29 protein-coding genes and 1 pseudogene are annotated in these 23,294 nt (G+C 61.8%); 15 read left to right on the plus strand and 15 right to left on the minus strand.

Annotated features, from left to right (window positions below; all coding sequences use genetic code 11):
• Positions 1 to 80 precede the first annotated feature (80 nt).
• Positions 81 to 1,550 carry an HWE histidine kinase domain-containing protein gene (locus G9X67_RS05015; RefSeq protein WP_171598298.1) on the plus strand — a complete coding sequence of 490 codons (1,470 nt, stop codon included), beginning with the start codon at positions 81 to 83 and terminating at the stop codon, positions 1,548 to 1,550.
• 1 nt (position 1,551) lies between these two features.
• The gene (locus G9X67_RS05020) at positions 1,552 to 1,896 is read left to right on the plus strand and encodes a response regulator (protein ID WP_029870493.1); all 345 of its coding nucleotides are present in this window, start codon (positions 1,552 to 1,554) and stop codon (positions 1,894 to 1,896) included.
• Positions 1,897 to 2,003: 107 nt separating this feature from the next.
• On the opposite strand, the gene G9X67_RS05025 is transcribed toward G9X67_RS05020, so the two are convergent.
• The 3 genes from G9X67_RS05025 to G9X67_RS05035 all read right to left on the minus strand — a co-directional run bounded on the left by G9X67_RS05025 (position 2,004) and on the right by G9X67_RS05035 (position 3,434).
• Positions 2,004 to 2,486: a cupin domain-containing protein gene (locus tag G9X67_RS05025; protein WP_171598299.1), complete on the minus strand. Its 483-nt coding sequence runs from the start codon at positions 2,484 to 2,486 to the stop codon at positions 2,004 to 2,006.
• Positions 2,487 to 2,529: 43 nt separating this feature from the next.
• A complete protein-coding gene (locus G9X67_RS05030) occupies positions 2,530 to 2,910 on the minus strand; it encodes a VOC family protein (RefSeq protein ID WP_171598300.1) in 381 nt (126 codons plus the stop codon).
• A 260-nt stretch (positions 2,911 to 3,170) separates the two neighbouring features.
• Positions 3,171 to 3,434 (minus strand): DUF1127 domain-containing protein, encoded by a 264-nt coding sequence (locus tag G9X67_RS05035; protein WP_171598301.1) that lies wholly within the window; start codon positions 3,432 to 3,434, stop codon positions 3,171 to 3,173.
• A 176-nt stretch (positions 3,435 to 3,610) separates the two neighbouring features.
• On the opposite strand from G9X67_RS05035, the gene G9X67_RS05040 reads away from it, so the two are divergent.
• The 3 genes from G9X67_RS05040 to G9X67_RS05050 all read left to right on the plus strand — a co-directional run bounded on the left by G9X67_RS05040 (position 3,611) and on the right by G9X67_RS05050 (position 7,442).
• The gene (locus tag G9X67_RS05040; protein ID WP_171598302.1) at positions 3,611 to 5,623 is read left to right on the plus strand and encodes a BTAD domain-containing putative transcriptional regulator; all 2,013 of its coding nucleotides are present in this window, start codon (positions 3,611 to 3,613) and stop codon (positions 5,621 to 5,623) included.
• A 106-nt stretch (positions 5,624 to 5,729) separates the two neighbouring features.
• The gene (locus G9X67_RS05045; RefSeq protein WP_171598303.1) at positions 5,730 to 6,266 is read left to right on the plus strand and encodes an AAA family ATPase; all 537 of its coding nucleotides are present in this window, start codon (positions 5,730 to 5,732) and stop codon (positions 6,264 to 6,266) included.
• 189 nt (positions 6,267 to 6,455) lie between these two features.
• Entirely contained in the window at positions 6,456 to 7,442 is a 987-nt protein-coding gene (locus G9X67_RS05050; RefSeq protein ID WP_171598304.1) for an aldo/keto reductase, read from the plus strand.
• Between the two features lie 193 nt (positions 7,443 to 7,635).
• On the opposite strand, the gene G9X67_RS05055 is transcribed toward G9X67_RS05050, so the two are convergent.
• On the minus strand, positions 7,636 to 8,049 hold the full coding sequence (locus tag G9X67_RS05055) for a hypothetical protein (RefSeq protein ID WP_171598305.1): 414 nt from the start codon (positions 8,047 to 8,049) through the stop codon (positions 7,636 to 7,638).
• A 68-nt stretch (positions 8,050 to 8,117) separates the two neighbouring features.
• Positions 8,118 to 8,594, minus strand: a complete 477-nt coding sequence (locus G9X67_RS05060) for a hypothetical protein (protein ID WP_171598306.1) — start codon at positions 8,592 to 8,594, stop codon at positions 8,118 to 8,120.
• Positions 8,595 to 8,729: 135 nt separating this feature from the next.
• Between G9X67_RS05060 and G9X67_RS05065 the strand changes: the two genes are divergently transcribed.
• From G9X67_RS05065 to ftsZ, 3 genes are all read left to right on the plus strand, one after another.
• The gene (locus G9X67_RS05065; protein WP_171598307.1) at positions 8,730 to 9,392 is read left to right on the plus strand and encodes a response regulator transcription factor; all 663 of its coding nucleotides are present in this window, start codon (positions 8,730 to 8,732) and stop codon (positions 9,390 to 9,392) included.
• Positions 9,389 to 10,759 (plus strand): HAMP domain-containing sensor histidine kinase, encoded by a 1,371-nt coding sequence (locus tag G9X67_RS05070; protein WP_171598308.1) that lies wholly within the window; start codon positions 9,389 to 9,391, stop codon positions 10,757 to 10,759. Before G9X67_RS05065 ends, G9X67_RS05070 begins: the two co-directional genes overlap by 4 nt.
• Positions 10,760 to 11,040: 281 nt before the next feature.
• Positions 11,041 to 12,060, plus strand: coding sequence for a cell division protein FtsZ (gene ftsZ / locus G9X67_RS05075; protein ID WP_003560594.1), 1,020 nt, complete (start codon positions 11,041 to 11,043; stop codon positions 12,058 to 12,060).
• Between the two features lie 123 nt (positions 12,061 to 12,183).
• Here ftsZ and G9X67_RS35395 read toward each other — a convergent pair whose 3' ends face one another.
• Entirely contained in the window at positions 12,184 to 12,462 is a 279-nt protein-coding gene (locus G9X67_RS35395; RefSeq protein WP_138334815.1) for a hypothetical protein, read from the minus strand.
• A 210-nt stretch (positions 12,463 to 12,672) separates the two neighbouring features.
• On the opposite strand from G9X67_RS35395, the pseudogene G9X67_RS05085 reads away from it, so the two are divergent.
• A pseudogene (locus tag G9X67_RS05085) lies at positions 12,673 to 12,807 on the plus strand (cell division protein FtsZ); the annotation flags it as partial.
• A gap of 108 nt (positions 12,808 to 12,915) precedes the next feature.
• Here the strand turns inward: G9X67_RS05085 and G9X67_RS05090 are convergent.
• Positions 12,916 to 14,457: an Ig-like domain-containing protein gene (locus G9X67_RS05090; protein ID WP_171598309.1), complete on the minus strand. Its 1,542-nt coding sequence runs from the start codon at positions 14,455 to 14,457 to the stop codon at positions 12,916 to 12,918.
• A gap of 863 nt (positions 14,458 to 15,320) precedes the next feature.
• Here G9X67_RS05090 and G9X67_RS05095 point away from each other — a divergent pair.
• Positions 15,321 to 15,488, plus strand: coding sequence for a hypothetical protein (locus G9X67_RS05095; protein ID WP_171598310.1), 168 nt, complete (start codon positions 15,321 to 15,323; stop codon positions 15,486 to 15,488).
• A gap of 37 nt (positions 15,489 to 15,525) precedes the next feature.
• Here the strand turns inward: G9X67_RS05095 and G9X67_RS05100 are convergent, their stop codons facing one another.
• The gene (locus G9X67_RS05100) at positions 15,526 to 16,350 is read right to left on the minus strand and encodes a helix-turn-helix transcriptional regulator (protein WP_138334818.1); all 825 of its coding nucleotides are present in this window, start codon (positions 16,348 to 16,350) and stop codon (positions 15,526 to 15,528) included.
• A 90-nt stretch (positions 16,351 to 16,440) separates the two neighbouring features.
• On the opposite strand from G9X67_RS05100, the gene G9X67_RS05105 reads away from it, so the two are divergent.
• The gene (locus tag G9X67_RS05105; protein ID WP_138334819.1) at positions 16,441 to 17,331 is read left to right on the plus strand and encodes an SDR family oxidoreductase; all 891 of its coding nucleotides are present in this window, start codon (positions 16,441 to 16,443) and stop codon (positions 17,329 to 17,331) included.
• Between the two features lie 96 nt (positions 17,332 to 17,427).
• Here G9X67_RS05105 and G9X67_RS05110 read toward each other — a convergent pair whose 3' ends face one another.
• Together G9X67_RS05110 and G9X67_RS05115 are read right to left on the minus strand one after the other, a co-directional pair.
• Positions 17,428 to 17,637, minus strand: coding sequence for a hypothetical protein (locus G9X67_RS05110; protein WP_171598311.1), 210 nt, complete (start codon positions 17,635 to 17,637; stop codon positions 17,428 to 17,430).
• Between the two features lies 1 nt (position 17,638).
• Positions 17,639 to 17,839 (minus strand): hypothetical protein, encoded by a 201-nt coding sequence (locus G9X67_RS05115; protein WP_171598312.1) that lies wholly within the window; start codon positions 17,837 to 17,839, stop codon positions 17,639 to 17,641.
• Between the two features lie 100 nt (positions 17,840 to 17,939).
• Here G9X67_RS05115 and G9X67_RS05120 point away from each other — a divergent pair, with 100 nt between their 5' ends.
• Positions 17,940 to 18,248, plus strand: a complete 309-nt coding sequence (locus G9X67_RS05120; protein WP_171598313.1) for a hypothetical protein — start codon at positions 17,940 to 17,942, stop codon at positions 18,246 to 18,248.
• A gap of 83 nt (positions 18,249 to 18,331) precedes the next feature.
• Entirely contained in the window at positions 18,332 to 19,264 is a 933-nt protein-coding gene (locus tag G9X67_RS05125; RefSeq protein WP_171598314.1) for a hypothetical protein, read from the plus strand.
• A 60-nt stretch (positions 19,265 to 19,324) separates the two neighbouring features.
• Here G9X67_RS05125 and G9X67_RS05130 read toward each other — a convergent pair whose 3' ends face one another.
• Positions 19,325 to 19,768 carry an SRPBCC family protein gene (locus G9X67_RS05130; RefSeq protein ID WP_003560606.1) on the minus strand — a complete coding sequence of 148 codons (444 nt, stop codon included), beginning with the start codon at positions 19,766 to 19,768 and terminating at the stop codon, positions 19,325 to 19,327.
• Positions 19,769 to 19,821: 53 nt separating this feature from the next.
• On the opposite strand from G9X67_RS05130, the gene G9X67_RS35270 reads away from it, so the two are divergent.
• A complete protein-coding gene (locus tag G9X67_RS35270) occupies positions 19,822 to 19,956 on the plus strand; it encodes a hypothetical protein (RefSeq protein WP_281385434.1) in 135 nt (44 codons plus the stop codon).
• 30 nt (positions 19,957 to 19,986) lie between these two features.
• On the opposite strand, the gene G9X67_RS05135 is transcribed toward G9X67_RS35270, so the two are convergent.
• The 4 genes from G9X67_RS05135 to G9X67_RS05150 all read right to left on the minus strand — a co-directional run bounded on the left by G9X67_RS05135 (position 19,987) and on the right by G9X67_RS05150 (position 22,425).
• Positions 19,987 to 20,400, minus strand: a complete 414-nt coding sequence (locus tag G9X67_RS05135; RefSeq protein ID WP_047623313.1) for a GFA family protein — start codon at positions 20,398 to 20,400, stop codon at positions 19,987 to 19,989.
• Between the two features lie 162 nt (positions 20,401 to 20,562).
• A complete protein-coding gene (locus tag G9X67_RS05140) occupies positions 20,563 to 21,255 on the minus strand; it encodes a type 1 glutamine amidotransferase domain-containing protein (RefSeq protein WP_138334824.1) in 693 nt (230 codons plus the stop codon).
• A gap of 431 nt (positions 21,256 to 21,686) precedes the next feature.
• Complete coding sequence (locus G9X67_RS05145; RefSeq protein WP_171598315.1) at positions 21,687 to 21,893, minus strand: hypothetical protein; 207 nt, start codon at positions 21,891 to 21,893, stop codon at positions 21,687 to 21,689.
• Entirely contained in the window at positions 21,886 to 22,425 is a 540-nt protein-coding gene (locus G9X67_RS05150) for a hypothetical protein (RefSeq protein WP_171598316.1), read from the minus strand. The genes G9X67_RS05145 and G9X67_RS05150 overlap by 8 nt, the downstream gene beginning before the upstream one ends.
• A gap of 123 nt (positions 22,426 to 22,548) precedes the next feature.
• Here G9X67_RS05150 and G9X67_RS05155 point away from each other — a divergent pair, with 123 nt between their 5' ends.
• Entirely contained in the window at positions 22,549 to 23,217 is a 669-nt protein-coding gene (locus tag G9X67_RS05155; RefSeq protein ID WP_171598317.1) for a TetR/AcrR family transcriptional regulator, read from the plus strand.
• The last annotated feature ends 77 nt before the right edge of the window (positions 23,218 to 23,294 follow it).

The following is a 23,294-nucleotide window of genomic DNA, read 5'->3' on the forward strand; positions in this document are numbered from 1 at the left end:
GCAGAATGCCGCGACACTCATGGGTGGAAAGAATCAAAGGATGCGCTAATTAGAAAAACCATCAAATTCTGGAGCGAGCCTTGGATTCCGAATCCCCTAAGCCACTTACAGCTCGCTTTCCTGTCGGTGGCGGGGAAATTGGCCGGCTGATCCAGACCCGCGACTGGAGCAAGACGCCGCTCGGTCCTCTCGACCTCTGGCCGCAAAGTCTGAAGACGGCCACGAATATGCTCCTGCTTTCACCCGTGCCGATCGTTCTTCTCTGGGGCGAAGACGGTGTGATGATCTACAACGACGCCTACTCCGTCTTCGCAGGCAGCCGCCATCCGGATCTTCTCGGTTCCAAGGTCCGCGAGGGCTGGAGCGAAATTGCCGATTTCAATGACAATGTGATGAAAGTCGGACTGTCGGGGAAAACGCTCGCCTACGAGAACCAGGAGCTGACGCTGTTGCGCCATGGCAGTCCGGCTCCCGCTTGGATGAACCTCGACTATTCGCCCGTCCTCGACGAAAGCGGCAAACCCGCCGGCGTCATCGCGATCGTCGTCGAAACGACGAAAAGCGTCCTTGGCCAGCGCCGACTGCGCGAGAGCGAAGAGAGGTTCAGGGCGTTCACGACCGCGACGACCGACATCGTCTATCGTATGAGTGCCGACTGGAAGGAGATGCAGCAGCTCGACGGTCGTAACGTTCTCGCCGACACGGCCGATCCGACTGTCGCGTGGCAGGAGGCCTATTTATTTCCCGAGGACATTCCCGCGATCCAGGCGGTGATCGACGAGGCCATATCAAGCAAGGGTGTTTTCGAATGCGAGCATCGCGTCCGGCGGGCCGACGGCAGCACCGGGTGGGTGCTGTCACGGGCTGTTCCACTCCTGAACGACGCAGGCGCCATCGTCGAATGGTTTGGGGCCGCGACCGATATCACCGAGCGGCGACACAAACAGCAGCAGTTGGAACTTGTCGTTCATGAGCTCAACCATCGCGTAAAGAACAATCTGGCGATGGTGCAGGCTTTTGCGTACCGCACCTTCCGGGATGCCGAAGACATCCCTCGTGCACTGGACAGTTTCACGGCGCGGCTGGTGTCGCTCGGCCGTGCCAATGATCTGTTGACAGGCGAATTGTGGAGCAGCGCCTCCTTGAAACAGACGCTCGACCAGGCGACCGTTCCACATCGGCCGGACGGCGGGCGGTGGGAGTTGACCGGAGACGAAATCCGGGTTTCCGCAAAGACGGCGCTGGCCCTGACCATGGCCTTTCACGAACTCGGCACGAATGCCGTCCGCCATGGCGCATGGTCGAATGATGGCGGCGCCGTCAGCGTTAAATGTTCCCTCCAAATCATCGACGGAACGCAACGCTACCGCATAGACTGGAACGAACATGGCGGACCGCCTGTCGAACAGCCGAAGCGAAAGGGCTTCGGCACGGTCCTCATCCAGCGCGGCCTTGCCGCCGAGACGGGAGGCAATGTGGAGATTTCGTTTGCCGAAACGGGTTTTTCCTTCAGCCTCGATGCTCCGGCAGACTGTCTTCGGAACGAATGACATGGCCAAGCGTGTTCTTGTCGTCGAAGATGAAATGACCATCGCCATGATGATCGAGGATATGCTCGTCGACCTCGGTCACGAGGTCGTCGCGACAGCCGCGCGTTTGCCTTCGGCGCTGGAGGTTGCCGCCGATGGAAATCTTGATTTCGTCGTTCTCGATGTGAACTTGGCCGGACATCAGTCATTCCCGGTGGCCGCAATCCTTCAGCAGCGCGGTATCCCGTTTGCCTTCGCAACCGGATATGGGCCAGCGGGTATCGATCCCGCCTTTGCCGGCCGACCGGTGCTGACTAAGCCGTTCACAACTGCCGATCTTGCCGCTGTCATCGAAACTGTCGGCTGAGACCCAAGAAGGCCGACGCCCAAGCCCAAGAGCCGCCCGAATGAGAGGTGTTGTGGCGGGCGATGGCGCAGGGCTGAACTGGATCCGATCGACACCCAGATGGACGATCAGCGCGGTTGCGGGCCTGTCAATCCGAGGGCCAGCGTGATGTCGTTGATGATCCCCAGTCGCGCTTCGATCACCGCAATTTTCTCAGGCGTATCGGCACCAAAAGCCTCGATATCGATGAACATTTGCTCGCAGCCGCCTGGCGTGACCGTGCCGAACATCTGGCCGGGTTCGTCGCCTATGTTTCGCCAGCTGTGCGGTACATGTGGCGGCAGAACGACGACGGTTCCCACAGGCGCGTCGAACGCCTCGTCGCCGCATTGGAATCGATAGAGCCCGCGGATGACCCGAAAGACTTCGATCTCCCGCGTATGCGTGTGCGGGGCCGGACCATGACCGGGCGGCGTGAAGGTTTCCCACATCCCGAACGCGCCGCCGGTCTCGGCGGTCGTGGCATGGATGACGATCCTCGCGCCAAAGGGCGTCCTCGCCACGCGTTCCTTGCCGGGTAAAGAGACGACGGCGTTCCTGAAACTCGACATATCTACCTCCCCTCGATTGCAATCTTTGGGCGGAGCCTGCGCCTCACCCTTGCGTCGCCGGCTCATTGAGCATCGCTTCGATATTGTATCCGTCGGGATCGAGAACGAAGCAGGCGTAATAGTTCTCTTCATATTCCGGCCGCGGGCCGGGCGCGCCATTGTCCCGGGCGCCGGCTTCGAGCGCGGCCTGATAAAACGCCTCGACCTCCGCCCTGCTCCGAACCCGGAAGGCAACGTGCAGCCGCGTCAGAGGCGGCTTGTCGTCGGTGTGCTGGATCTCGAACAGGCTGCCGCCGACATCGAAGGCCCAGAACACACCCTCCTTCCCGAAGGAGAGGCGATAACCCAGAGGTTCGAAAGCGCGCTCGTAGAACAACTTGCTCTTCTGCAGGTCACCCACTGCGATGGTGATATGATCGATCATGCCGTGCCCTCCCTATCGTTCCAGCGCCCCATCATAGTCGAAATCGCCGCGGCGGAAAAACTGACGACTGATGGCAGGGTGAATGCCAGATCAGCGGTCCCTGCCCAGACAGAGCGGACTCGCCCACACCCGCAGCCCACCTGCCCGCCAGACAGCAAAAGCCCCGCCAATCATTGGCGGGGCTGTGCATGCTGAAAATCGATCGGCATCCTCGCTTTGTCGACCGACAGCCGACGCGTCCGCGCAGTCGAACATTCCGACTATCGCATCGACATCAACTTCGTCATCAGCCCTGCTTTGATTTCGAGCACAGGTCGATTGACTTGGGGATGGCCGATGTCATCCCGGGGATAACCGATGTCCCTCAGCTGGTCGGGCGTCAGATCTGCCAATGCCTTCCGTCTTGCGACGCTCCGCTGCCACTTCCTCAGGGCAGCGACGATGATTGCTACGCTGTTCGCCCCGGACCCAAACACCTGTCTTTCCGGCGCGCTGATGCCGGCATGAGTTTCCGTGTGAGCCATTTTCAGTCTCCCATCTGTGAGATTTGCAAGTGGGAGCCTGCCACGCGGGTGTTTTCGCGCTGTTCGGCTCAGCGTGAACGGCCGGGAAAACTTCGACAAGCCGCCGCTAAATCGGTGTTAAATCTCTTTGCCGAGATGCTATTCTGCGGCGGCAGTCGAAATCTGGGGGACAATCTGTGCGCATCAGGTTGCTGGGTGGCCTCGAAGTGACTTCGCCGGAGCATCGGCAGGTTCGCTTCACCACGCGCAAGACGTCGCTTCTCTTTGCTGCCCTCGTGCTCGCAGGCCGCCGCGGCTATCGCAGGGAACTGCTTTCCGAGACCTTTTGGCCGGGACGAAGCAATGAGCAGGCCCGCAACAGCCTGCGCCAGGCGCTGGTCGATATCAGACGATCGTTCCCGGCTGGCGGGGATGCCGCCGTCTACATCGACGGGGATCAGGAGACCGTCGCGCTGATAACAGGTCCTGATGAAACCGACATTTCGATCTTCGACCGTAAACTGGAGGCAGGTCGGACCGCCGATCTCGCCTTCGCCGCCGATCTCTACCGTGGCGAGGTGCTCGCAGGCGAGGCCATTCCGGACGGGCTGGATGAGTGGTTTGGACCTTACCAGAGCACATATCAACGCAAGGCGCTGCAGCTGGTGGAGCGGTTGAGCCTCGCGCTCTCCGAGCCGGGCGCGGCGGAAGAATCGGCCTGCGAAGCGCTGGCGGAGAGGCTGCTGGCTGTGGACCCGACCATGGAGGCAGCCCATCGGGCGCTGATGCGGATCCACGCTCTCAGGGGTCACGAAAACGCGGCCTTGCGCCAGTTCGAGGCCTGTCGGGCGTTCTTGAAGAAGCATCTTCAGGCAGAACCCGAGGCAGAGACCTCTTCCCTGGCCGCTTCGCTGCAATCGCGCCAGGGATCTAAACATCAGCGGACCACACCGAGCCCCGACCTCGCGCTGCAGCCGCAGGCCATCTCAGCCTCGGCGAAACATCACGACCGGCCATCGGTTGCCGTGTTGCCGTTTCAGAATCTGAGCGGCGACGCGGAGCAGGAGTATTTCGCCGACGGCATTGTCGAGGACATCACCATCGCGCTTGCTCAATTCCGCCACCTCTATGTCATCGCCCGGAATTCGAGCTTCACCTACAAAGGTCAGGCGGTCGACATAAAGCAGGTCGGGCGCGAGCTGGACGTGCGCTATGTGGTCGAAGGAAGCGTGCGCCGGACGGGTGACCGCCTGCGCATTGCCGGGCAGCTCATCGATACGTCGACCGGTACACATCTTTGGGCCGATCGTTTTGACGGAACCCTGGCGAATGTCTTCGATCTCCAGGATCAGGTCGCCTCGAGCATCGTCGGCGCCATAACGCCGAAAGTGGAGGAGGCTGAGATCGAGCGTGCCAAACGCAAGCCGACAGAGAACCTCGACGCCTACGACTACTATCTCCGCGGCCTGGCGGCCTTCGACCGGACGGTCACCAACCGATCGGTCATCGACGAGGCGCTGCGGCTTTTCAGGGAGGCAATCGAGCGTGACCCGGAATTCGCCGTAGCGCATGCACGGGCGGCACGCTGCTACGCCACACGAAAGAGCAATGGCTGGATGCTCAATCCCGCAGACGAGACTGCCGAAGCGACCCGGCTGGCGAGGAGAGCGGTCGAACTCGGCTGGGACGATGCGGTTGCGCTCACCTACGGCGGATATGTCATCGGTTATGTCGGCGGCGACCTCGATGACAGTGCGGCCTGCATCGATCGCGCACTCTTCCTCAACCCGAACCTGGCGGCTGCGCTCGGCGTCAGCAGTTGGGTGAAGGCGTGCCTGGGCGAGCCTGATAGGGCCATTGAACACGCAACACTCGCCATGCGTCTCAGCCCTTTGGATCCGCGCCTGTTTGCCTGGCAGTTCAATATCGGTCTCGCGCATTTTTGCGCCGGCCACTATGACGATGCTGCCGTCTGGGCAGGAAAATCGCTACGCCACCAGCTGAACTACCCGAGCGCGATGCGCGTGATGGCGGCGAGCCAGGCCATGGCCGGGCGGCTTGCGCAAGCCCGGGAAACGATCGCCCGCCTGTGCCTGATGGACCCAGCCCTCCGACTTTCCAATCTCGCCGACGTGCTGCCACCGTTCCGGCGACCGGACGATCGCAATCTATATATCGAGGCTCTCAGGATGGCGGGACTGCCGGAGTAGCTGCGGCTTCAGCGGCTTCTTCGGAACGAAGGGGTCATGCCGGGCTATTACCACCCCCTATCGGCTAATTGCGAAACGATGCTGCTTCGTGTGAAATTGCCATGCTATGAATCACACGGGCGAAGTTCTCATTCTCACCGGGCCGCCGGGCTCGGGGAAAACCACGATGGCCGAGGCGCTCGCCAGCGAGCCCGGCTCGCCGAAGGTCCATCTTCATTCCGACGACTTCTGGCATTTCATCAAGAACGGCGTGATCCCGCCCTATCTGCCGGAAGCGCATGAACAGAATATCGTTGTCGTCGACGTGTTGACGAAGGCGGCGTCAGGCTATGCCGCCGGCGGTTACTTCGTCGTCGTCGACGGCATCGTCGGGCCATGGTTCCTGGAACCGTTCCGGAAAATCGCGGCACCCCTCCACTACGTGGTTCTGCGCCCGCCGCTCGATGTCGCCATCCGGCGCTGCCGGGAGCGTGGCGGCGACACGCTGACCGATCCCGGCCCTATTGCGGCACTCCATCAGCAATTCTCGTCACTTGGCCCGTTCGAACAACATGTCGTCTCGACGGAGGGGCACGACAGGGAAGATACGTTGCGCACGGTGATCGAGGCTATGCGCAGCGGCACGTTTCGCCTGGCGTCATAACGCCAGCCCCTCAGCTTTTGGCACAAGCGGCAGACACTGCCGGGATTCTCTTACCCGATCCCGGTTCGTCCTCTCCGAGCGAGCCGGGAAATTCATGAGCGGACCTCATAAGTTCATGCCGATATCCACGGCTAATCGCCTCCGGACTTTGCCCTATCTTGGGATCAAACCTGGGAAGGAGGACTTGAAATGATCAAGCGCAAGCTCGGCCAAAGAGGCCCTGACATATCGGCGATCGGCTTCGGCTGCATGGGGCTGAATTACCATCGCGGGCCGGCGATGGAGCGCGGCGATGCCATTGCGCTCTTGTGGGCGGCGCATGAGCGGGGCGTGACCTTCTTCGATACGGCCGAGGCCTACGGGCCGTTCACCAATGAGGAGCTCGTCGGCGAGGCGCTGGCGCCGATCCGTGATGAGGTGGTGATCGCTACGAAATTCGGCTTCAAGGATGGCCGGCCGGAAATCGGCCTGGATAGCCGGCCGGTACGCATCCGTGTGGTCGTCGAAGAAGCCCTCCAGCGGCTTCGCACCGATCGCATCGATATCTTCTACCAGCATCGGGTCGACCCTGCCGTACCGATCGAAGAGGTGGCAGGCACGGTGAAGGATCTGATCGGCGCCGGCAAAGTGCTGCATTTCGGCCTATCCGAAGCTGATGCTGGTTCCATCCGCCGCGCCCATGCCGTCCAGCCCGTCACCGTGTTGCAAAGCGAATATTCGCTGTGGTGGCGCAACCCGGAACGGGAAATCCTGCCCGTCGTCGAAGAACTCGGCATCGGCTTCGTGCCCTATAGCCCGCTCGGCCGCGGCTTCCTCACCGGCACGATGGACGAGAACACCAGTTTCGAAGGCGGCAACGACCACCGCAAGACCAATCCGCGTCTCTCGGCCGAAAACCGCAAAGCGAACCAGCCGGTGGTCGATGCGATCGAGGCAATCGCCGCTCGCAGAAACGCCACCGCGGCCCAGGTCGCCATCGCTTGGTTGATGGCCCGCAAACCCTGGATAATCCCCATTCCCGGCACGACCAAGCTGCACCGATTGGAAGAGAATATCGCCGCCGCCGACATCACCTTCACATCGGAAGAACTGGCCGAGATCGACGCGGTTTTTTCAGGCATCGAGATCCACGGCGACCGCTACTCGGAAACATCGGCAGCCCGCGTCATGCGGTGAGCCGACGCCACCAGTCGCCGACGCTAAATCCCCATGACAAGGGATCGATCAATTCGGGCGGCGGGAGCATTTCCTTCAGGTCGAGAAGATGGCGTCTCGACGGCGGTGTCACGGCCTCCGATAAACCCGCAAAACCGCCCGCGAGACGCGGGCGGCTGCATCATCGTGTGGCACCCGCCTCAAGCGCGGATGATCAGTCCTGGCCCTGCAGGCGGTCCATCACCTGGAGTAGCAGATCGGCGCAGGCCTTCATCGGTTCGTCCTCGGCGCATTTGAGATCAATCCGGGTGTTCCCATCCTCGATCCGGAAATGCGCTGCCTTGGACGGCGGTGGCGGTGGCGGGCGATGACCGCGGAAACCACGGAAACCCATGTCGCCTCTCCGACCATGCCAGCGGTAATCCGGGCGATCTCCCGGCCTCGCATCCGGCCGGTCCGTCATCTGCTCATCGTCATCAGGAGCGGACGGAGACGGCGGCGGAGGCGGCGAGCCGGGTTCAGCCGCTGCGGGCGGAGGCCCAGCGGATGGCGGAGCCGGCGGCTGCTGGGCGAAGGCGGTGCCGGCCAGTGCGGCAAGGGCAAGGCCTGATAGCAGAAGTCGTTGCATGGAAACGTTCCTTTCGGAGTTATGAGGCGTGTCTGTTAACACCGCAGCGCGGCTTTGGTTCACGCCCGTCACGGCCTGTGATCGAAATCTGCAAATCGTCTGTGCGGAGGACCTTTCGGCGGACGCAGCGCTTCGGTTCGTCCATCCTGACGAACGAGGTAGCTCGCATGCACGAAGCCGTCGTCGAAGCGGCCCTGGACGGTGACGGCTTCATCCTTGGTGACGAGATCGCCATCCTCGCCGGCCCGGCCGGTTTCAACAAGCGCCTTGCCGCTCTCATCCTGCAACACGAACTTGTTGCCGTAGATCTCGGCGACCTTGCCCTTGATGGTGACGAGGCTCGAAACCGGCATGGCCGAAATCGCCACCGGCGTCAGCGGCGCCATTTCGGGCGTGGGGCGCATCATCTTCACGGCGCCCGCGCCCCCGGCAGCACCGATGACAAGCGCCACGGCCGCGGCGATAACGGGAACCGCCAGCCAGCGCCGGTGCGGCACGGGCGTTGCCCCCTCGGCATGTTCGTTGTCCTGGTCTTCGTTCGGCATATATCTGCTCCTTGCTTCAGTAATAGTCGCAATCTAGCCGAGCCGCCCCCTCACCTGCCTGAACCTCTCCGTTCAGACTGAGTTAAGCTCGGCCCGATAGTTTCGGGCCGTTCCCGCAGATGAAAGCCCTGCCCCATGCGCGTACTGCTCGTCGAAGATGACGAAGACCTGAGCGGCCGGATCGCCGCCGTGCTGCGATCGGAGAACTTCGTCGTCGATATCGCGCGCAACGGCGAGGACGCCCTCCATGCGGGGCTGACCGAACTCTTCGACGTCGCAATCCTCGACCTCGGCCTGCCGAAGATCGATGGCGTCAGCGTGCTGAAGGGCTGGCGCGAGGGCGACCGCAATCTGCCGGTTCTGGTGCTGACGGCGCGCGACGGCTGGCCGGATAAGGTCGCGAGCTTCAAGGCCGGCGCCGACGATTTCCTCGCCAAACCGTTCAAGGTGGAGGAATTGGTGCTGCGCCTGCGCGCCCTGGTGCGCCGGGCGTCCGGTCACGCCGCCTCGCGGCTCGTCTGCGGCGCGCTGGTCTTCGACGCCCAGCTCGGCACCTTCGAGCTCGACGGCCTGCCGCTGAAGCTGACGGCGCTGGAATGGCGGGTGCTCTCCTGCCTGATGCTGCGCAAAGAGATGATCGTCGACCGGCGCGAACTGACCGAGCGCGTCTATGACGGCGATGCCGAAGTCGACTCCAATTCCATCGAGGTCATCATTGCCCGCCTGCGCAAGAAGCTCGGGGCCGACCATATCGAGACGGTGCGCGGCCGCGGCTATATGCTGACGTCGGCATCATGAAGGCGCCCTCCCTCAAACCGAAATCGATCGCCGGCCGGCTGCTGATGTTCTCCGGCATCTTCGTGACCCTGGCGCTCGTTGTGGCCGCCATCGTGCTCTGGCTGGCGCTCAAAACGGTGGTGCGCGAGCAGGTTGACCAGCGCCTCGACACACAGATCGGCGCCCTTGCCGGCGCCGTGACGCGCGACGCACAAGGCAAGATCACCTTGTCCGCGCCGCTCGATGCGCCGCCCTTCGATCGCCCCTCATCCGGCTGGTACTGGCAGATCGACGACGGGCAACAGCGCCTGACCTCCCGCTCCCTGATGAACGGCACGATAGACGCGCCGCCGCCCCGGCAGGATCTGCGCCATGTGTTGATGGGCATGCCGACATCAGGCAGGGGCGGTGATCGCGGAAGAGGACTGCTCTATCTGCGCCAGGCCGTGCGCAGCATCGACGGCATGACGCTGACGATCACCGCGACGGCGCCGATGATCGCCCTCGTCGGCCCGGCACTGCGCGCCCTTTTCTGGCTGGTGCCCTGCATGCTGCTGCTCGGCCTCGTGCTGATGGCCGGCACGCTCTGGCAGATCCGCTTTGGTCTCAGGCCGCTGAAATCCATGGCAGCCAACATCGATGCCATCAACCGGGGAGAACGCGCCCGCCTGCCCGATGAGCCAACCGTCGAGCTTGCGCCGCTCGCGCTGAAAACCAACACGCTGCTGGCGGCCAACGAAGAAAGGCTCGCGGCAACGCGCATGCAGTTCGCCAACCTCGCCCACGGCCTCAAGACCCCGGTGGCGAGCCTGCTCCTGGCGCTCGACGAGCAAAACGATCCGCAAGGCGCACTGCGGAGCCTCGCCGCCCGCATCGACAACAGGATCAAACACCACCTCGCCGCCGCCCGCCGCGTGATGGCCTCCTCGGACAATGTCGCCAGCACCGACCTCGCGGCCTCAGTCGCCGATGTCCACCGCGCGATCAGCCAGATCCATGCCGAGCGCAAGATCGCCTTCGACACCGATATATCAAAGGGCCTGCGCGTCGCCTGCGACGAAAGCGATGTCGAGGAAATGCTTGGAAACCTGATCGACAACGCCTTCAAATGGGCCGCCTCCCACGTCACCCTCCGCGCCCGCCGCGACGGCCCGACCGCCCGCATCATCATCGAGGACGACGGGCCGGGCATCGCTCCGGACCGCCTCGCCGCCGTCCTCCTGCCCGGCGTCCGCGAAGACGAACACGTCCCCGGCAACGGCTTTGGCCTCAGCATCGTCAGCGAGCTTGCGGGGCTTTACGGCGGGTCGTTGGTGCTTGAGGCAAATGGGGCGGCGGGGTTGCGAAGTGTGCTGTGTTTGCCGGTGGCGGTGCGAGTGGTGGGGTAGGATTCCTTTGGTCGGGCGGCGAAGATGGATATCGCCCATCTCCATGCCAGTCCTTCGAACGGCGAATTCCGCGGGCTGGCGGCCGATACTTGTCTTCTCCGCAACGCTCGACCTTCTCTGATGCCCTTCCCTTAAAGCCGCAACCAGACTCCTCCCCGATCATCACCCTCTCGCCGAGACGTCTTTCGCCTCGCCTCTGCCTTGTTGCTCGCGTATCCTGACGCACGATTCGCCGTCCGCAAACGAGGGTGGGCATGAACGAAGCATCAAAGGAGAGCGCGATGACGGACGCCAAGAGCGGCATTTCGGGACTACGGCCGCATATTACAGTCATTGGCGTCGGTGGCGGTGGCGGCAATGCGATCAACAATATGATCGCGGAAAAGCTGGCGGGCGTCGAATTCGTCGCCGCAAACACCGACGCCCAGGTGCTCGCCACCTCCAAAGCGACGCGCCGCATCCAGCTTGGCGCGAATGTGACGGAGGGTCTCGGCGCCGGTTCGCTGCCTGAGGTCGGCCATGCGGCTGCCGAAGAGTCGCTCGATGAGATCATGGATCACCTGGCCGGCTCGCACATGTGTTTCGTCACCGCCGGCATGGGCGGTGGAACGGGCACGGGTGCTGCACCTGTCATCGCCCGCGCTGCGCGTGCCGCCGGCATCCTGACGGTCGGCGTGGTCACCAAGCCCTTTACCTTCGAAGGCAACCGCCGCATGCGAATGGCGGAAATCGGCATCGAGGCGCTTCGCCAGGCGGCCGATACGGTCATCGTCATTCCCAATCAGAACCTCTTCCGCATTGCTGATGCAAAAACGACGTTCGCCGATGCTTTCATGACGGCCGACCGCGTGCTCTACGCCGGCGTCGGCTGCATAACCGATCTGATCGTCAAGGAAGGCCTGATCAACCTCGATTTTGCCGACGTGAAGTCGGTCATGTCAGGCATGGGCCGCGCCATGATGGGCACTGGTGAAGCCTCCGGTGAGAGCCGCGCGATGAAGGCGGCGGAAGCAGCAATTGCCAACCCGCTTCTGGACGACATCTCGATGCGGGGCGCCAGGGGCGTGCTGATCTCGATTTCCGGTGGTTCGGATATGACGCTGTTCGAAGTGGACGAGGCGGCAAGCCGCATTCGTGACGAAGTGCAGGAAGACGCCGATATCGTCGTCGGCGCGATCTTCGACCGCAGCCTCGACGGAAAGTTCCGTGTCTCAGTGGTGGCAACCGGCCTGGAAGGCAGCCCGCTGCCCGCATCCGCGCCTCACGCCGCCGAGCAGGTTCAGACGCGCACGCTGCAGTAAGCGCAGCGGCGCGACATATCCGAGCACGACAGCCTGCCACGTCTTTTCAGACGCGCGGCGCTGTCGTGCTTCAATGTCCTGCGCCCCGGGGAATCGCCGCGATCACCGGTCGTTGATTCGCGATCATCTGTCGTTGATCGTGGGAAGGTGCGTTTCGACCTCTACGCGGCGCTTGTCATCCAACGGCTCAATGTGCTTCTGCCAGAAGGCCTCGGCCTCCGGCGTGTCATCATCCCAGTGGCGGATCTTGACAATATTGTCATCGATCTTGGCCAGCCGTTTACCGCCAAGCCGCAGGTATTCGTCCGCCAGTTGTTTCGATCGGGTCGTTTGCATGTCGTGTTCCTCCATAGGCGAACCGAAAGGCCGATCGTCATTACCGGGTTGGCTGGCAATCGGCATCCCCGTTATCGGCGCTTCCGCGCCTTCCAGTTAAACAGTACGGCGGGATCATGGTTCCAAATCATCGGCCGAAACCGGTCCACGCGGCCGGCTGAAGGCGTCGGCCGCCATCCATGTTCCACACGGCCCGCCGCTCTTGCTGCCGGGACAGCCGGAGACGCCTCGTACTGGCTGAAGAGCGGCCTTGTCCGGAACGGTAAGACTGCATACGTCGGGGCGATCTTCGACCGCAGCCTCGACGGCAAGTTCCGCGTTTCGGTGGTGGCGACCGGTCTGGAAGGCAGCCCTCTGCCTGCATCCGCGCCTCACGCCGCCGAACAGATCCAGACGCGCACGCTGCAGTAAGTGGCCACTGTTATGCTGCTCTGTTCACCACGGCACTGAGTGGATAAACGCCGCCACGCCCTGTGGAAAACGGGCGGGGCGGCGTTGGCATTCGGCCAGCAAAGACCGTCAGGCGAAGAGTATGTCCGAGATATTGTGCACCACGGAGATTTCGTCGATCCCGGTGTTGGTGATGTAGAGATTATCCGCCGCTGAGTCATAGACGACGTTGGTGATCAAGTCGTCTCCCGGTATGGCGATGTTGACGTCGACCGTTGTCTTGACCCCGGTTTCGAAGTCGAAGGCCGTGCCGATATGCTCGCTGCTGGAGGAATCGCCGAAGAAGAACGTGCCGTCGATGGCAAAGCCGTATCCGAGCCCGCCCGCCGCGAAGGTCTTGGATTCGATCGGGCTCAGCGTTTCGGGATCGATTTTGGAGACCTGCCAGGTGGAATCATCGATGCGGCCGACGACGTAAATGCCGGTCGAATCCTGCATCGTATTGACGGCCGTGAATCCGCCCCAATCGAACGTACCCGCCCCGTTCTTGCCGACAAGGCCGGGGATCGGGTCGCCCTTCTGATCGAGCGATCCGTCGGCGGCATCCCACTTTGCGAGATAGGTCTGATCGGGGAAAGGGTCCTCCTCGCCTCTCGCCTCGTTGGTTCTTCCGATGATCTCGCCGCCGCGGACCGAAAAATAGGTTCCGCCGATGTCATATTCGCCCTTGTCATAGTCGCCGAGAGAGATGGCGCCGCTGGCGTGGCCGGCCTCGAATGCGGCGGCGTTGTCGTAAATGCTCACCGTGGAATCATCCGGGAAACCATGGCCGGAACTGACGTAAAATTTGCCCGTCAGCGGATCGATCGCCACCCCCTGGAGTTCGTAATGGTCATCGAAGGGGCGCACGACATCGGCCTGGGCCTCGACATGATCGGTATTCACAGACTTCCCGTCCGTCACGCCGTCGACGGTCAGGGTGATCACGCCGGCATCCGCGTGACCGGCGCCGTCGGAGACCTTGTAATATTGGAGTTTCTCCGTGACATGCTCGCCATCGTCGAGGCCCGCCTTCACGGCCGGATCGAGATCGTAAGTGAAGCTTCCATCGCCTGCGAAATGGAAGGTGCCGAATTCACCCGCCACGTCGGTCGTCTGCCCTTGCCCCTGACCGGCAGGAATGCTCGTTCCCTCGACCGAACGCAGGAAGAGCGTGCCCGCCTCTCCCGCGTGATCATTGGCGAGCACGTTGCGGGCCATCTCGCTTCCTTCGCGGAAGGAGAAGCCGTCGTCGACCGCGACCGGCGGGCTCGTGACCCCGTGAATGTCGAGCGTGAAATGGCCGACATCGGTATTGCCGGAGCCGTCGGAAATCTTGTAGCCCATCGTCTCCGTCAGCGTCATTCCCTCAACGAAGCCCCCCTTGGCGGCCTCGTTCAGCGTATAGGTGTAGGAGCCGTCGGCCTTGACGTGGAACGTGCCGTATTCACCCTCGATATCGGTGATCGCACCATCCTTCTTGGCCAGCACCCTCTCGCCGTCGAAGAAGTTGAGAAACATGTTGCCGGAGCCCCCGGCCAGATCATTATCCAGCAGATTGCCTGAGATCACCTCATTCTCGGAAGCGCTGCTGACATCATCGACCGTCACAGGTTTTGCAAGCTCTGTCATGGATATCTCCTTCAAGATCCATTCGCCTTGGTCTATCGGGAGGAAAGCAGCTGAAACCGGGCAGGTCAATTAATTTTCTAGCAGGAGTGGTATTTTAGGTTTTTACAGCTTTGTCATGTTTTGGGGCTTCGCCCAAAAAAGGAAGGGGAGAATATGATCAAGGAGGCTGTTCCAAACTCCGTCATTCCTGTGCTCGTCACAGGAATCCAGTGCGCCCAAGTCCTTGGGCGCAAGAGGTTCCTTGCCTGGAAGAAAGTCATTCACAGCGCAGACGCGCCGTGACTGGATTCCTGTGACGAGCACAGGAATGAGGGAAGAGAAGTGGGCGCCTATCAGCGGCCCAGAAGGTGAGGCTGGGCGTGCGGCGATCAGCTAAATGCAAGAAGCAGCGTTGCGGCGCACGCTTCGAGGCTTCGCCATACCGGCTCAGCACCTCAGCATGAGGGAGGGTGGTGGATCCCGCACCAACGCTCGAGAGAGGCTGCAGTGCGTCGTTACTCTGGCCCCCCTGGAAACTTCGCATAATCGCAGATCCCCGTATAATAGAACGCTTGCCCCGCAAATTCGGTTTTTGACATGCCGAATTCGAAAACGCCATTTTTCTTATCGCGATAGAAATACGTCGCGCTGACGAACTCCCCTAGACGCCCACAATCTCCCGTACCGAAACCCGTATAAAGCGACAGGGTTTTGCCTTTGAAAGTCCCCTTCAGCACTTTCTCGACTCGAACTCACCGCGCGTCATCCGCGGTATTTCGCCCGTCACCTGCGGATCCGGCACATCGACGCCCACCGTCACCGATTTCATGCGGCCCCTTACGACTAGATCGGAACTGGCAAATTTCTCCTTATCGGACATCTCTTTGCAACTGCAGGCGGATGCCCCCGACGCCGACAGCACCATCAAGGCCGAAGCGGCGACCAAGACCGCGGCACGATACGAATTCATTGAAATCCCCATCCGCACGGCTCAAATCTTGCGCGCGTCGATGCACAGCATGACGGCAGATTTGTCCGGATTGAGGCGATGAAGACCGCTATATCATCGATCGACCAACCGCCCTCGCCTCAGCCCACCAACCCCTTGATCTTCGCCGCATCCTCCGCCGTCGCCGGATTGTACACCACCATGCTGAGGTCCGGCCGCCCATCCACCTGGAAGGCCGAATATTCGAAGGAGAGCAGCCCGAGCACCGGGTGTTTGATGTGCTTGGCGCCCTCGCCGTGGGTGCGCACGTCGTTGTCGCGCCACATCGCCAGGAATTCGGGGCTCTTGCGACAGAGTTCGTCTACCAGCGGCTCGACCTCAGCCGCAGCCCCGGCACGGGCTGCATCCACGCGGAAAGCGGCGACGACGAAGCGGGCGACACTTTCCCAGTCGTATTGGGCAGCGCGCACGCGCGGATCGAGGAAGATGAAGCGCAGCACGTTGCGCTCCTCAGGCGGCAGCGCACCGTAATCGGTCAGAAGCACGGTTGCCGCCCGGTTCCAACCGACGACGTCCCATATCGCAGTGCGGATCAGCGCCGGGCTCGGGTCCAGCGCATCGAGCACGCCCTGCAACCTCGGCGTCACCCCTTCTTGCCTGTGGTAGTGCACCTCGGGCGGCCGGCCGAGGCCAATGAGGAAGAGATGCTCGCGCTCGACATCGGTCAGCATCAGCGCGCGAGAGATCCGATCGAGCACGTCAGCAGACGGCGCGCCGCCGCGGCCCTGCTCCAGCCAGGTGTACCAGGTCGGGCTGATATTGGCGCGGCTCGCCACCTCCTCGCGCCGCAGGCCTGGGGTGCGTCGCCTCTCCCCTGCAAAACCGAGGGCGGCAGGATCGAGCCTCACACGGCGATCCTTCAGATAGGCGCCGAGCCGGTTGTCCGAGGTGACGAATTCACCCATCCTGTTAGCCTTTATACCATGATAATGTCACTACTTTACCATGATACAGTCACGACGGATATGTGTCTCCAGCAAAAACGGAGATAACACATGCGCGTATTCGTCACTGGAGCCACCGGCTGGGTCGGCTCGGCCGTCGTCAATGAATTGATCGCCGCCGGCCATCAGGTGCTCGGCCTCACCCGCTCGGACAAGGGAGCGGATCAACTGGCAGCCGCCGGTGCCGAAGTCCATCACGGCACGCTCGATGATCTCGAAAGTCTGAAGAGCGGTGCGGCTGAGGCGGATGCCGTGATCCACACGGCCTTCAACCATGATTTCTCGAAATTCGCCGAGAACTGCGCCGCCGACCGGCGCGCCATCGAGGCCCTCGGCGAAGCCCTCCAAGGCTCCGATCGTCCGCTGTTGGTCACAGCCGGCCTCGGCTTTGCCCCCGGCCGCGTCGGCACCGAGAAGGATCCGCCGATGCCTTCGACCGAAACCTATCCCCGTGCCTCCGAAATCACCGCAGTATCGCTTGTCGCCCGCGGCGTGCGCGCTTCCACCGTCCGGCTGCCGCCCTCGGTGCATGGCCATGGGGACCACGGCTTCGTGCCGATCCTGATCGATTTGGCCCGTCGCAAGGGCGTCTCGGCCTATATCGGCGAAGGGCAAAACCGCTGGCCGGCCGTGCACCGGCTCGATGCCGCCCGCGTCTATCGCCTGGCGATCGAGCGCGGCGCCGTCGGTGGCCCGTTCCTGGCAGTCGCGGAAGAGGGAGTTGCCTTTAGGCAGATCGCCGAGGTCATCGGCCGACGGCTCGATGTGCCCGCCGTATCGCTCTCACGGGAAGAAGCGGCCGAGCATTTCGGCTGGTTCGCCATGTTCGCCGGCTTCGATGTGCCCACATCGAGCGAGCATAGCCGCGCGCTGCTCGGCTGGCAGCCGCAGCAGCCCGGCCTCCTCGCCGATATTGACCATCCCGCCTATTTCGGTGGGTAAGAACTGTGTCCGCATCTAAAAATCGAGCATTTCCGTGACTGGAGAAAACGGAAATGCCTCCGGGTTGGCTCATAGGAGAACCAGCGACGGCCCGAGCTAGTGCGATCGGCTCTCGTTCCTATCGGCTGGATCGTAATTGATGTCCCAATCCTTCCCAGCCTTTTTCTTGCCGGGCGGGTTCTTGTTCACAGTGGCGTCCTCAGAGCCAGTGATGACGGTCGGTTTGGCGCTGGCGACGCCGCTGCTTTTTCGGTCAGCCTGGGATTTGGCGAACTGGCCGGCTGCGTCTTTTTTGGGATCGGCCATCTCATTCGCCCTTCTGCTTCAGCGCGTCACCGATATTCTTGATGTCGGGATCGCGATTGTTTTCACCATGCGCGTCGCGGTCGCGATCCGGATCATCCTTGGCCTTCATGTAGCCGCGAGGTTTATTTTCCTTCGGCCCTTCCCAGCGGGGAGACTGGTCGGTGGTGCCGGGGGCGCCGTCTTTCGGTGTCGTCATGCCCATCTTCGTTCCTCCTTGGTTGGAACAAGGAAAACCGAAAAGATCAGCAACTGTTCCCGCGGCAATATTTTCGCGCAAAGCGGCTTACCGTAGCGAGGCAAGCGTGGCGCAGCAGAAGGCAAGCAAGGTGATCACGGCATTGACCGCGTGCGAATATTCCCATTGGGTGCGAAGGCTTTACCAATTCTCCGGCTGCACGGACCAGCTCTCCGTCGCCGCGTTCGCCGGCTGGGTGATGACCATGAAGATGACGAGCTTGAGCGCAATTAGCGCTGCCCGAACCGTCGGACGAGAATATCCGCGCGCGAGCCGCCGCCGCCATCAGCGCATTCCGAAAGCTCTGCGGCGCATAGAGCAATGCCAGCAAAGTCAGCACCACCCTGCCCGCGCCGATCGATGCAGCCACTATTGATCGGCGACACCTCCGCGCTAGCTTCTGTTCGCGGCCGATCGGCCGCAGGGGATACGATCTCTGGGTGAAGGCGGAGAGGCGACGTGGCATCCTATTCGATTGACGAGGCGATCCGGGAACTTGCCCCGGCTCTCGGCAAGGCGCCGGCCGGCGCCGTCAGCGGCGAATGGACCGCCACAACGATGCAGGCAGGGCACTCCTCCCGGACGGGCGGCTACCGCGATGTCGAGGGAAACTATGTCCCGGAGGCATCCAGGCATCCGCTCGATATCATCTCCGATGTCGTTGAAAAGCTCGGTGCATCAGGGATGCCCCGCTTCAATAAGGTGCTGATTCGCTGGAAGAAGCCGAAGTTCCCCTTCATACGGGGAGAGATCACGCTCGAAACTAGCTATGACCGGACGATCGTGCCGCGAGGGCCCGACGACCCGATCTACGAAACCACCGCCGCTGTCCGGCGCGTCTTCTGGCAGAACCGCGGCAAGGTGCAGGAGGACTTTGCTGCTGAGCGCGAAACGGCCAACATTCATGCCCAGACGAAATGGTTCGGCCCGCATCGCCGTATCCTCGCCATCCATGCGCCGGAAAGGCTGACACTTGCCACCGACGGGCTGTCGACCCCTTGGGCCGGCATATCCGAGCCGGAGAACGGCGTCGAATGCGAGCTCTTCATGGAATTCGACGCCGCGACACTGGATGCGGCCGGGATCGAAAACTGGGCGAACCTGTTGATCAACATCGGAGACCTCGTGGCAGACAGTTATCGTGTCGCCCGCGATGTCGAGAAGCACGGCGCCATCCTGTTCTGCCGGCTGACCGAGGATTACCACCCGATGACCCGCATCATGCTGAGCCGCGACGCCGGGCGCATCGACGGCCTGCCTTTCGGCTCCGTGCCGCTGATCCGGGCAACGCCGATCGCCGAAATAGAAATCGAAGGGCAGGACCTTTCCGACGATTGGGGCGCTGCGGCCGCCCGCCACGCCCTGGCCAAACGCGGCATGGGGATTGATTGATGTCGCCGATGCCGGGCGCCAATGCCGGGCGATTATCGCCCGGCCGGCGCGGTCCTCCCGCTATTCCTGGATGTCGGGTTCGACGACCCTGGCGAGGTTTCGCAGCGACTCCTGCCAGCCGAGATAACAAGCCTCGGGCGGAATGACGTCAGGCACGCCTGCCTGTACGATATCCACCTCTGTACCGACCGAAACCTTCTTCAGCGTCACGGTGACTTCCATTTCGCCCGGCAGGTTGGGGTCGTCAAACCTGTCGGTGTAACGCAGACGCTCGCCGGGTACGAGCTCGAGATATTCGCCGCCGAAGGCGTGGCTATTGCCCGTCGTGAAATTGCGGAAGGACATTCTGAACGTGCCGCCGACAACCGGCTCCGAATGATGCACGGTGCAGAGGAAGCCGTTCGGCGGAAGCCACTTGGCAAGCGCGTCTGCCTCCAGGAATGCGCGATAGACTTTCTCCGGGCTGGTCGCCAGAACGCGGTGCAGGCGTATGGTACTCGGCATGGTCGTGATCCTTTCTGGATTTATGCAATGGACGAACCTAGGACGGGCGTGGCTTGACCGATCCGACACCGGATCGAATTTTTCTTCAAGAAAAATTGCTCCTGAGCATGTCGCGCAAAAGTGTGCTGCGCTTTTGCGATAACGAGATGCGTGAAAACAAAGACCTAAAGCGCAAGGAGCGAATCTGAAAGATTGCGACGCGCTTTAGGGGTCGCGGCTCAACCGGGCATCCCATCGAACTGCGGAAGATCGAGCGGCCTTGCCCAGGCGAGCCGCCGCCTGGTGAACATTTCGACCCCCGGCTTGATCAGCTCGGGCCGGTCCAGGCTGCCGAGCGTCACGAAGACGAGGCCGGGGAAGCTCTCGAGGTTGCTGCTGAACAATCTGGCGCCGCAATCGGGGCAAAAGTTGCGGTCGAGCCCCTTGCCTGAATCGGCGATGTAATGAAACGCCTTCGGGCTGCCGCTGATCACGGTGAAATCTTCCTGCGGCACGGCGAAGAACGTGGCGGCCTCGCCGCCCGTTGCCCTCTTGCAGTCTAGGCAATGGCAATTGGCGACAAAGTTCGGATCGGTGTCGAAGGCAAATCTCACCGCGCCGCAGGCGCATTGCCCCGTATATTTCCTGGTCATGTCAGATGCCTCCCATCCCGTGTTCGAACATTTGCGATTGGCTCTGCCTCGCCGTCGTGCCGCAGACGTCGTCGTAGCGCGCCTGCGGCCGGGATCGGCAATAGCCGAATGAGAAGATCTCGGCCTCCCGGCGGCGGCAATCGTGCCCACCGGTCGAAACGCTTAAGCCGCGGCCTGCTTTTTCAAGGCATCGAGGAGCGTCCGGGCGCCCTGCCTGGATGAGGCAGGGTTTTGGCCGGTGATCAGCAGGCCATCCTGGACGACATGCACGCCCCAATCCGCCGTCTTCGAAAACTGGGCGCCCTGCTCTTTCAGCACGTCCTCGAGCAGGTAGGGAACAACCTCGACCAGGTGCATGGCCTCTTCCTCGGAATCGGTGAACCCCGTGACGGCCCGGCCCTTGGCGATGGGCTTTCCATCCGGCGCTTTCACATTCGTGAGGATACCGGGGGCGTGGCAAACGAGCGCCACAGGTTTTCTCGCCGAAAGCATGTCCTCGATGAGCGACAGCGCATTGCGATTGTTCGTCAGGTCCCACAGCGGGCCGTGCCCACCAGGGAAGAACACGCCGTCATAGTCCGCCTGCTTGATTTCGGACAGCATCAGGGTGTTGGCGAGCGCAGCCGTTGCCGCCTGGTCTCGCTCGAACCGTCGCGTGTCTTCCGTCTGGAATGCTGGCTCGTTGCTCTTCGGATCGAGCGGAGGTTGGCCGCCCTTCGGCGAAGCGAGTGTGATCTCCACCCCAGCGTCGCGGAAAACGAAATAAGGAGCAGCAAGCTCCTCGAGCCAGAATCCCGTCTTCTTGCCGGTGTTTCCCAGTTGATCATGCGATGTAAGAACCATGAGAATTTTCATTGCTCAGCTCCTTCAAGCCAGCCGGCGGACAACGCCGTCGGCACCCGGATTTACGGTGAAATACTGCCTGCAATCTCATGCTGAAACGGGAGAGGACATAGAGCGGCTGCGCTGCGAAACAAGCTCTCCCGCGCGGTGTTTGCTAGAATTGCTTTAGCCGAAGCCTAACCAGACAAACGAAGGTCGCCCGCGACATCCGTTCGCTGGGCTGAGCCGACAGATGTATCAAAGGCATTTGAAAAGCCTGACCGGCTTTCCCGGTCCGCGCTGGATGATGCGCTTGGCTTCCAGATCCAGTTGAACGGCCTTCAACCACCATCCGGCCTTAGAACAGGATGATTTTAGGCCGGATCGGCCTAAAATCTGAATCCTGTTCTAAATTAAATAGTTGGAGCATGATGTCGTCCGAAAACCGCTCACACTTTTCGGCATCATGCTCTAGCGCCGGCCGGGAATTCGACCTCGGAGAGATGCGGCAGGATGGCGATGTTTGCCTGTGCTACGGTCAGTCCGGGTGCCTGCTCAGGCAGTGCGGCCAGCAGAGCGTGGCGCATTGCCATGTATTTGGCCTTGTTGACCCGCTCCGTATGGTGCGGCGAGGTTATGCTTTCAATGAGGATTTTTTCGTCGTCAGGCATCGATAGCTCCTTTGACGGCGATGTCGGGGACCTTGAAGCCCATCGCAATCCACGCGGTGAGAAGTCTGCCATAGAAGCCGGCCGTCGCCAGCGCGCCGGAGGGCACGTCATCGGGCACGCTCGCGCGATCGGACACATTCTGGGTCATTGTGCGCAATTGAAGGGGCGGAAGCTCGTCCTGCTTCCAGAGATTGCCGTAGAGGCTAAGCCAGTGGCCACCCTTGAACTCCAGAAAAATGGGCGTGTTGCAGCAGGACGCCAGGACACGTCGCGTTGAAGCATTGGGGCCGAGGCGGAACTCCTGCAGGTTTTCGGTTCCGGCCAAAAGGCTGATCCGATCCTTGCGATAAAGCACATAGCGCGTACCGCCATGGATCGTCCGGATCGCCTCCGGCAAGGGAAGCGACTCCAGCCTTCCGGCCGCGTCACTACAACTCTTGCAGTGACATTCCGCGCTGATGATCGGGGCGCCGCGCACCTCAAGGTGAAAGGTTCCGCAGGCACAAGTCAGACGGGTTGTCTTGTTGTTCATGACATCGCTCGCTGTTGAGGATGGCTGGATAGTCGCAAAATCAAACTAGACCGTTTAGTTCCGTTATAAGAACTAGACGGTTCAGTTTGATCGTGTCAAGTAGAGTTGGAGCGGAGAATGAGAATGTTGGTACCGGGTATGGAAGCCGACCTTGCCCAGGGGCGGGCCGGCACTCGTTCGGAGCGCAAACAGGCGGCGATCGTCGGTGCCGCGGCCGAAGTCTTTCTCAGCACCGGTTATGCCGGAGCCAGTATGGACGAGATCGCCAGCCGGTCCGGCGTGTCCAAGCAGACGGTCTACAAGCACTTCTCCAGCAAGGAGGCGCTGTTCGTCGCGGTACTCACACAGATGATGGGAGAAGCAGATACCGCCGTTCACACCGGCCTCCCCCAGGTGGAGAACCGCGCTCAGCTGGAAGCCTATCTCCTCGACTACGCCGTCCGCCAGCTCACCATCGTCCTGACGCCGGGGCTGATGCAATTGCGCCGGCTCGTGATTGCGGAGGCGCAACGCTTCCCGGAACTCGCCAAGCTGCTTTACGCGCGCGGCCCTGCACGGGCGATCGAGGTCATAGGCAGCGCTTTCGAACAATTGGCCGGCAAGAAGCTGCTGCAGTTCTCCGATGCAACGGTAGCCGCATCACAGTTCAACTGGCTGGTGATGGCCGACCCCGTCAACCGGGTCATGATGCTGGGCGATGCGGCCATTCCGACGAAGCAGGAGATTTACCGCCACGCCGAGGCGGCCGTCGCCACGTTCCTGGCGGCATTTCTGCATCCAGATAAGCGATAAACGCCACCGAAAGTCCGGGTATCACAGCGGCAATGACTTGAATTTTCCGCACGTGCCAACAGGCCGGCGGTCACAAA

It is taken from the genome of Rhizobium sp. WYCCWR 11152, from assembly GCF_013087615.1.
Classification (GTDB): domain Bacteria; phylum Pseudomonadota; class Alphaproteobacteria; order Rhizobiales; family Rhizobiaceae; genus Rhizobium; species Rhizobium indicum.

What these genes read in the sequence shown, in the direction of transcription:
- G9X67_RS05020 (WP_029870493.1), top strand. Translation starts at nt 1,552, where the DNA reads ATGGCCAAGCGTGTTCTTGTCGTCGAAGATGAAATGACCATCGCCATG.
- G9X67_RS05025 (WP_171598299.1), bottom strand. Translation starts at nt 2,486, where the DNA reads ATGTCGAGTTTCAGGAACGCCGTCGTCTCTTTACCCGGCAAGGAACGC.
- G9X67_RS05030 (WP_171598300.1), bottom strand. Translation starts at nt 2,910, where the DNA reads ATGATCGATCATATCACCATCGCAGTGGGTGACCTGCAGAAGAGCAAG.
- G9X67_RS05035 (WP_171598301.1), bottom strand. Translation starts at nt 3,434, where the DNA reads ATGGCTCACACGGAAACTCATGCCGGCATCAGCGCGCCGGAAAGACAG.
- G9X67_RS05045 (WP_171598303.1), top strand. Translation starts at nt 5,730, where the DNA reads ATGAATCACACGGGCGAAGTTCTCATTCTCACCGGGCCGCCGGGCTCG.
- G9X67_RS05050 (WP_171598304.1), top strand. Translation starts at nt 6,456, where the DNA reads ATGATCAAGCGCAAGCTCGGCCAAAGAGGCCCTGACATATCGGCGATC.
- G9X67_RS05055 (WP_171598305.1), bottom strand. Translation starts at nt 8,049, where the DNA reads ATGCAACGACTTCTGCTATCAGGCCTTGCCCTTGCCGCACTGGCCGGC.
- G9X67_RS05060 (WP_171598306.1), bottom strand. Translation starts at nt 8,594, where the DNA reads ATGCCGAACGAAGACCAGGACAACGAACATGCCGAGGGGGCAACGCCC.
- G9X67_RS05065 (WP_171598307.1), top strand. Translation starts at nt 8,730, where the DNA reads ATGCGCGTACTGCTCGTCGAAGATGACGAAGACCTGAGCGGCCGGATC.
- G9X67_RS05070 (WP_171598308.1), top strand. Translation starts at nt 9,389, where the DNA reads ATGAAGGCGCCCTCCCTCAAACCGAAATCGATCGCCGGCCGGCTGCTG.
- ftsZ (WP_003560594.1), top strand. Translation starts at nt 11,041, where the DNA reads ATGACGGACGCCAAGAGCGGCATTTCGGGACTACGGCCGCATATTACA.
- G9X67_RS35395 (WP_138334815.1), bottom strand. Translation starts at nt 12,462, where the DNA reads ATGCCGATTGCCAGCCAACCCGGTAATGACGATCGGCCTTTCGGTTCG.
- G9X67_RS05090 (WP_171598309.1), bottom strand. Translation starts at nt 14,457, where the DNA reads ATGACAGAGCTTGCAAAACCTGTGACGGTCGATGATGTCAGCAGCGCT.
- G9X67_RS05100 (WP_138334818.1), bottom strand. Translation starts at nt 16,350, where the DNA reads ATGGGTGAATTCGTCACCTCGGACAACCGGCTCGGCGCCTATCTGAAG.
- G9X67_RS05105 (WP_138334819.1), top strand. Translation starts at nt 16,441, where the DNA reads ATGCGCGTATTCGTCACTGGAGCCACCGGCTGGGTCGGCTCGGCCGTC.
- G9X67_RS05110 (WP_171598311.1), bottom strand. Translation starts at nt 17,637, where the DNA reads ATGGCCGATCCCAAAAAAGACGCAGCCGGCCAGTTCGCCAAATCCCAG.
- G9X67_RS05115 (WP_171598312.1), bottom strand. Translation starts at nt 17,839, where the DNA reads ATGGGCATGACGACACCGAAAGACGGCGCCCCCGGCACCACCGACCAG.
- G9X67_RS05130 (WP_003560606.1), bottom strand. Translation starts at nt 19,768, where the DNA reads ATGCCGAGTACCATACGCCTGCACCGCGTTCTGGCGACCAGCCCGGAG.
- G9X67_RS05135 (WP_047623313.1), bottom strand. Translation starts at nt 20,400, where the DNA reads ATGACCAGGAAATATACGGGGCAATGCGCCTGCGGCGCGGTGAGATTT.
- G9X67_RS05140 (WP_138334824.1), bottom strand. Translation starts at nt 21,255, where the DNA reads ATGAAAATTCTCATGGTTCTTACATCGCATGATCAACTGGGAAACACC.
- G9X67_RS05145 (WP_171598315.1), bottom strand. Translation starts at nt 21,893, where the DNA reads ATGCCTGACGACGAAAAAATCCTCATTGAAAGCATAACCTCGCCGCAC.
- G9X67_RS05150 (WP_171598316.1), bottom strand. Translation starts at nt 22,425, where the DNA reads ATGAACAACAAGACAACCCGTCTGACTTGTGCCTGCGGAACCTTTCAC.
- G9X67_RS05155 (WP_171598317.1), top strand. Translation starts at nt 22,549, where the DNA reads ATGTTGGTACCGGGTATGGAAGCCGACCTTGCCCAGGGGCGGGCCGGC.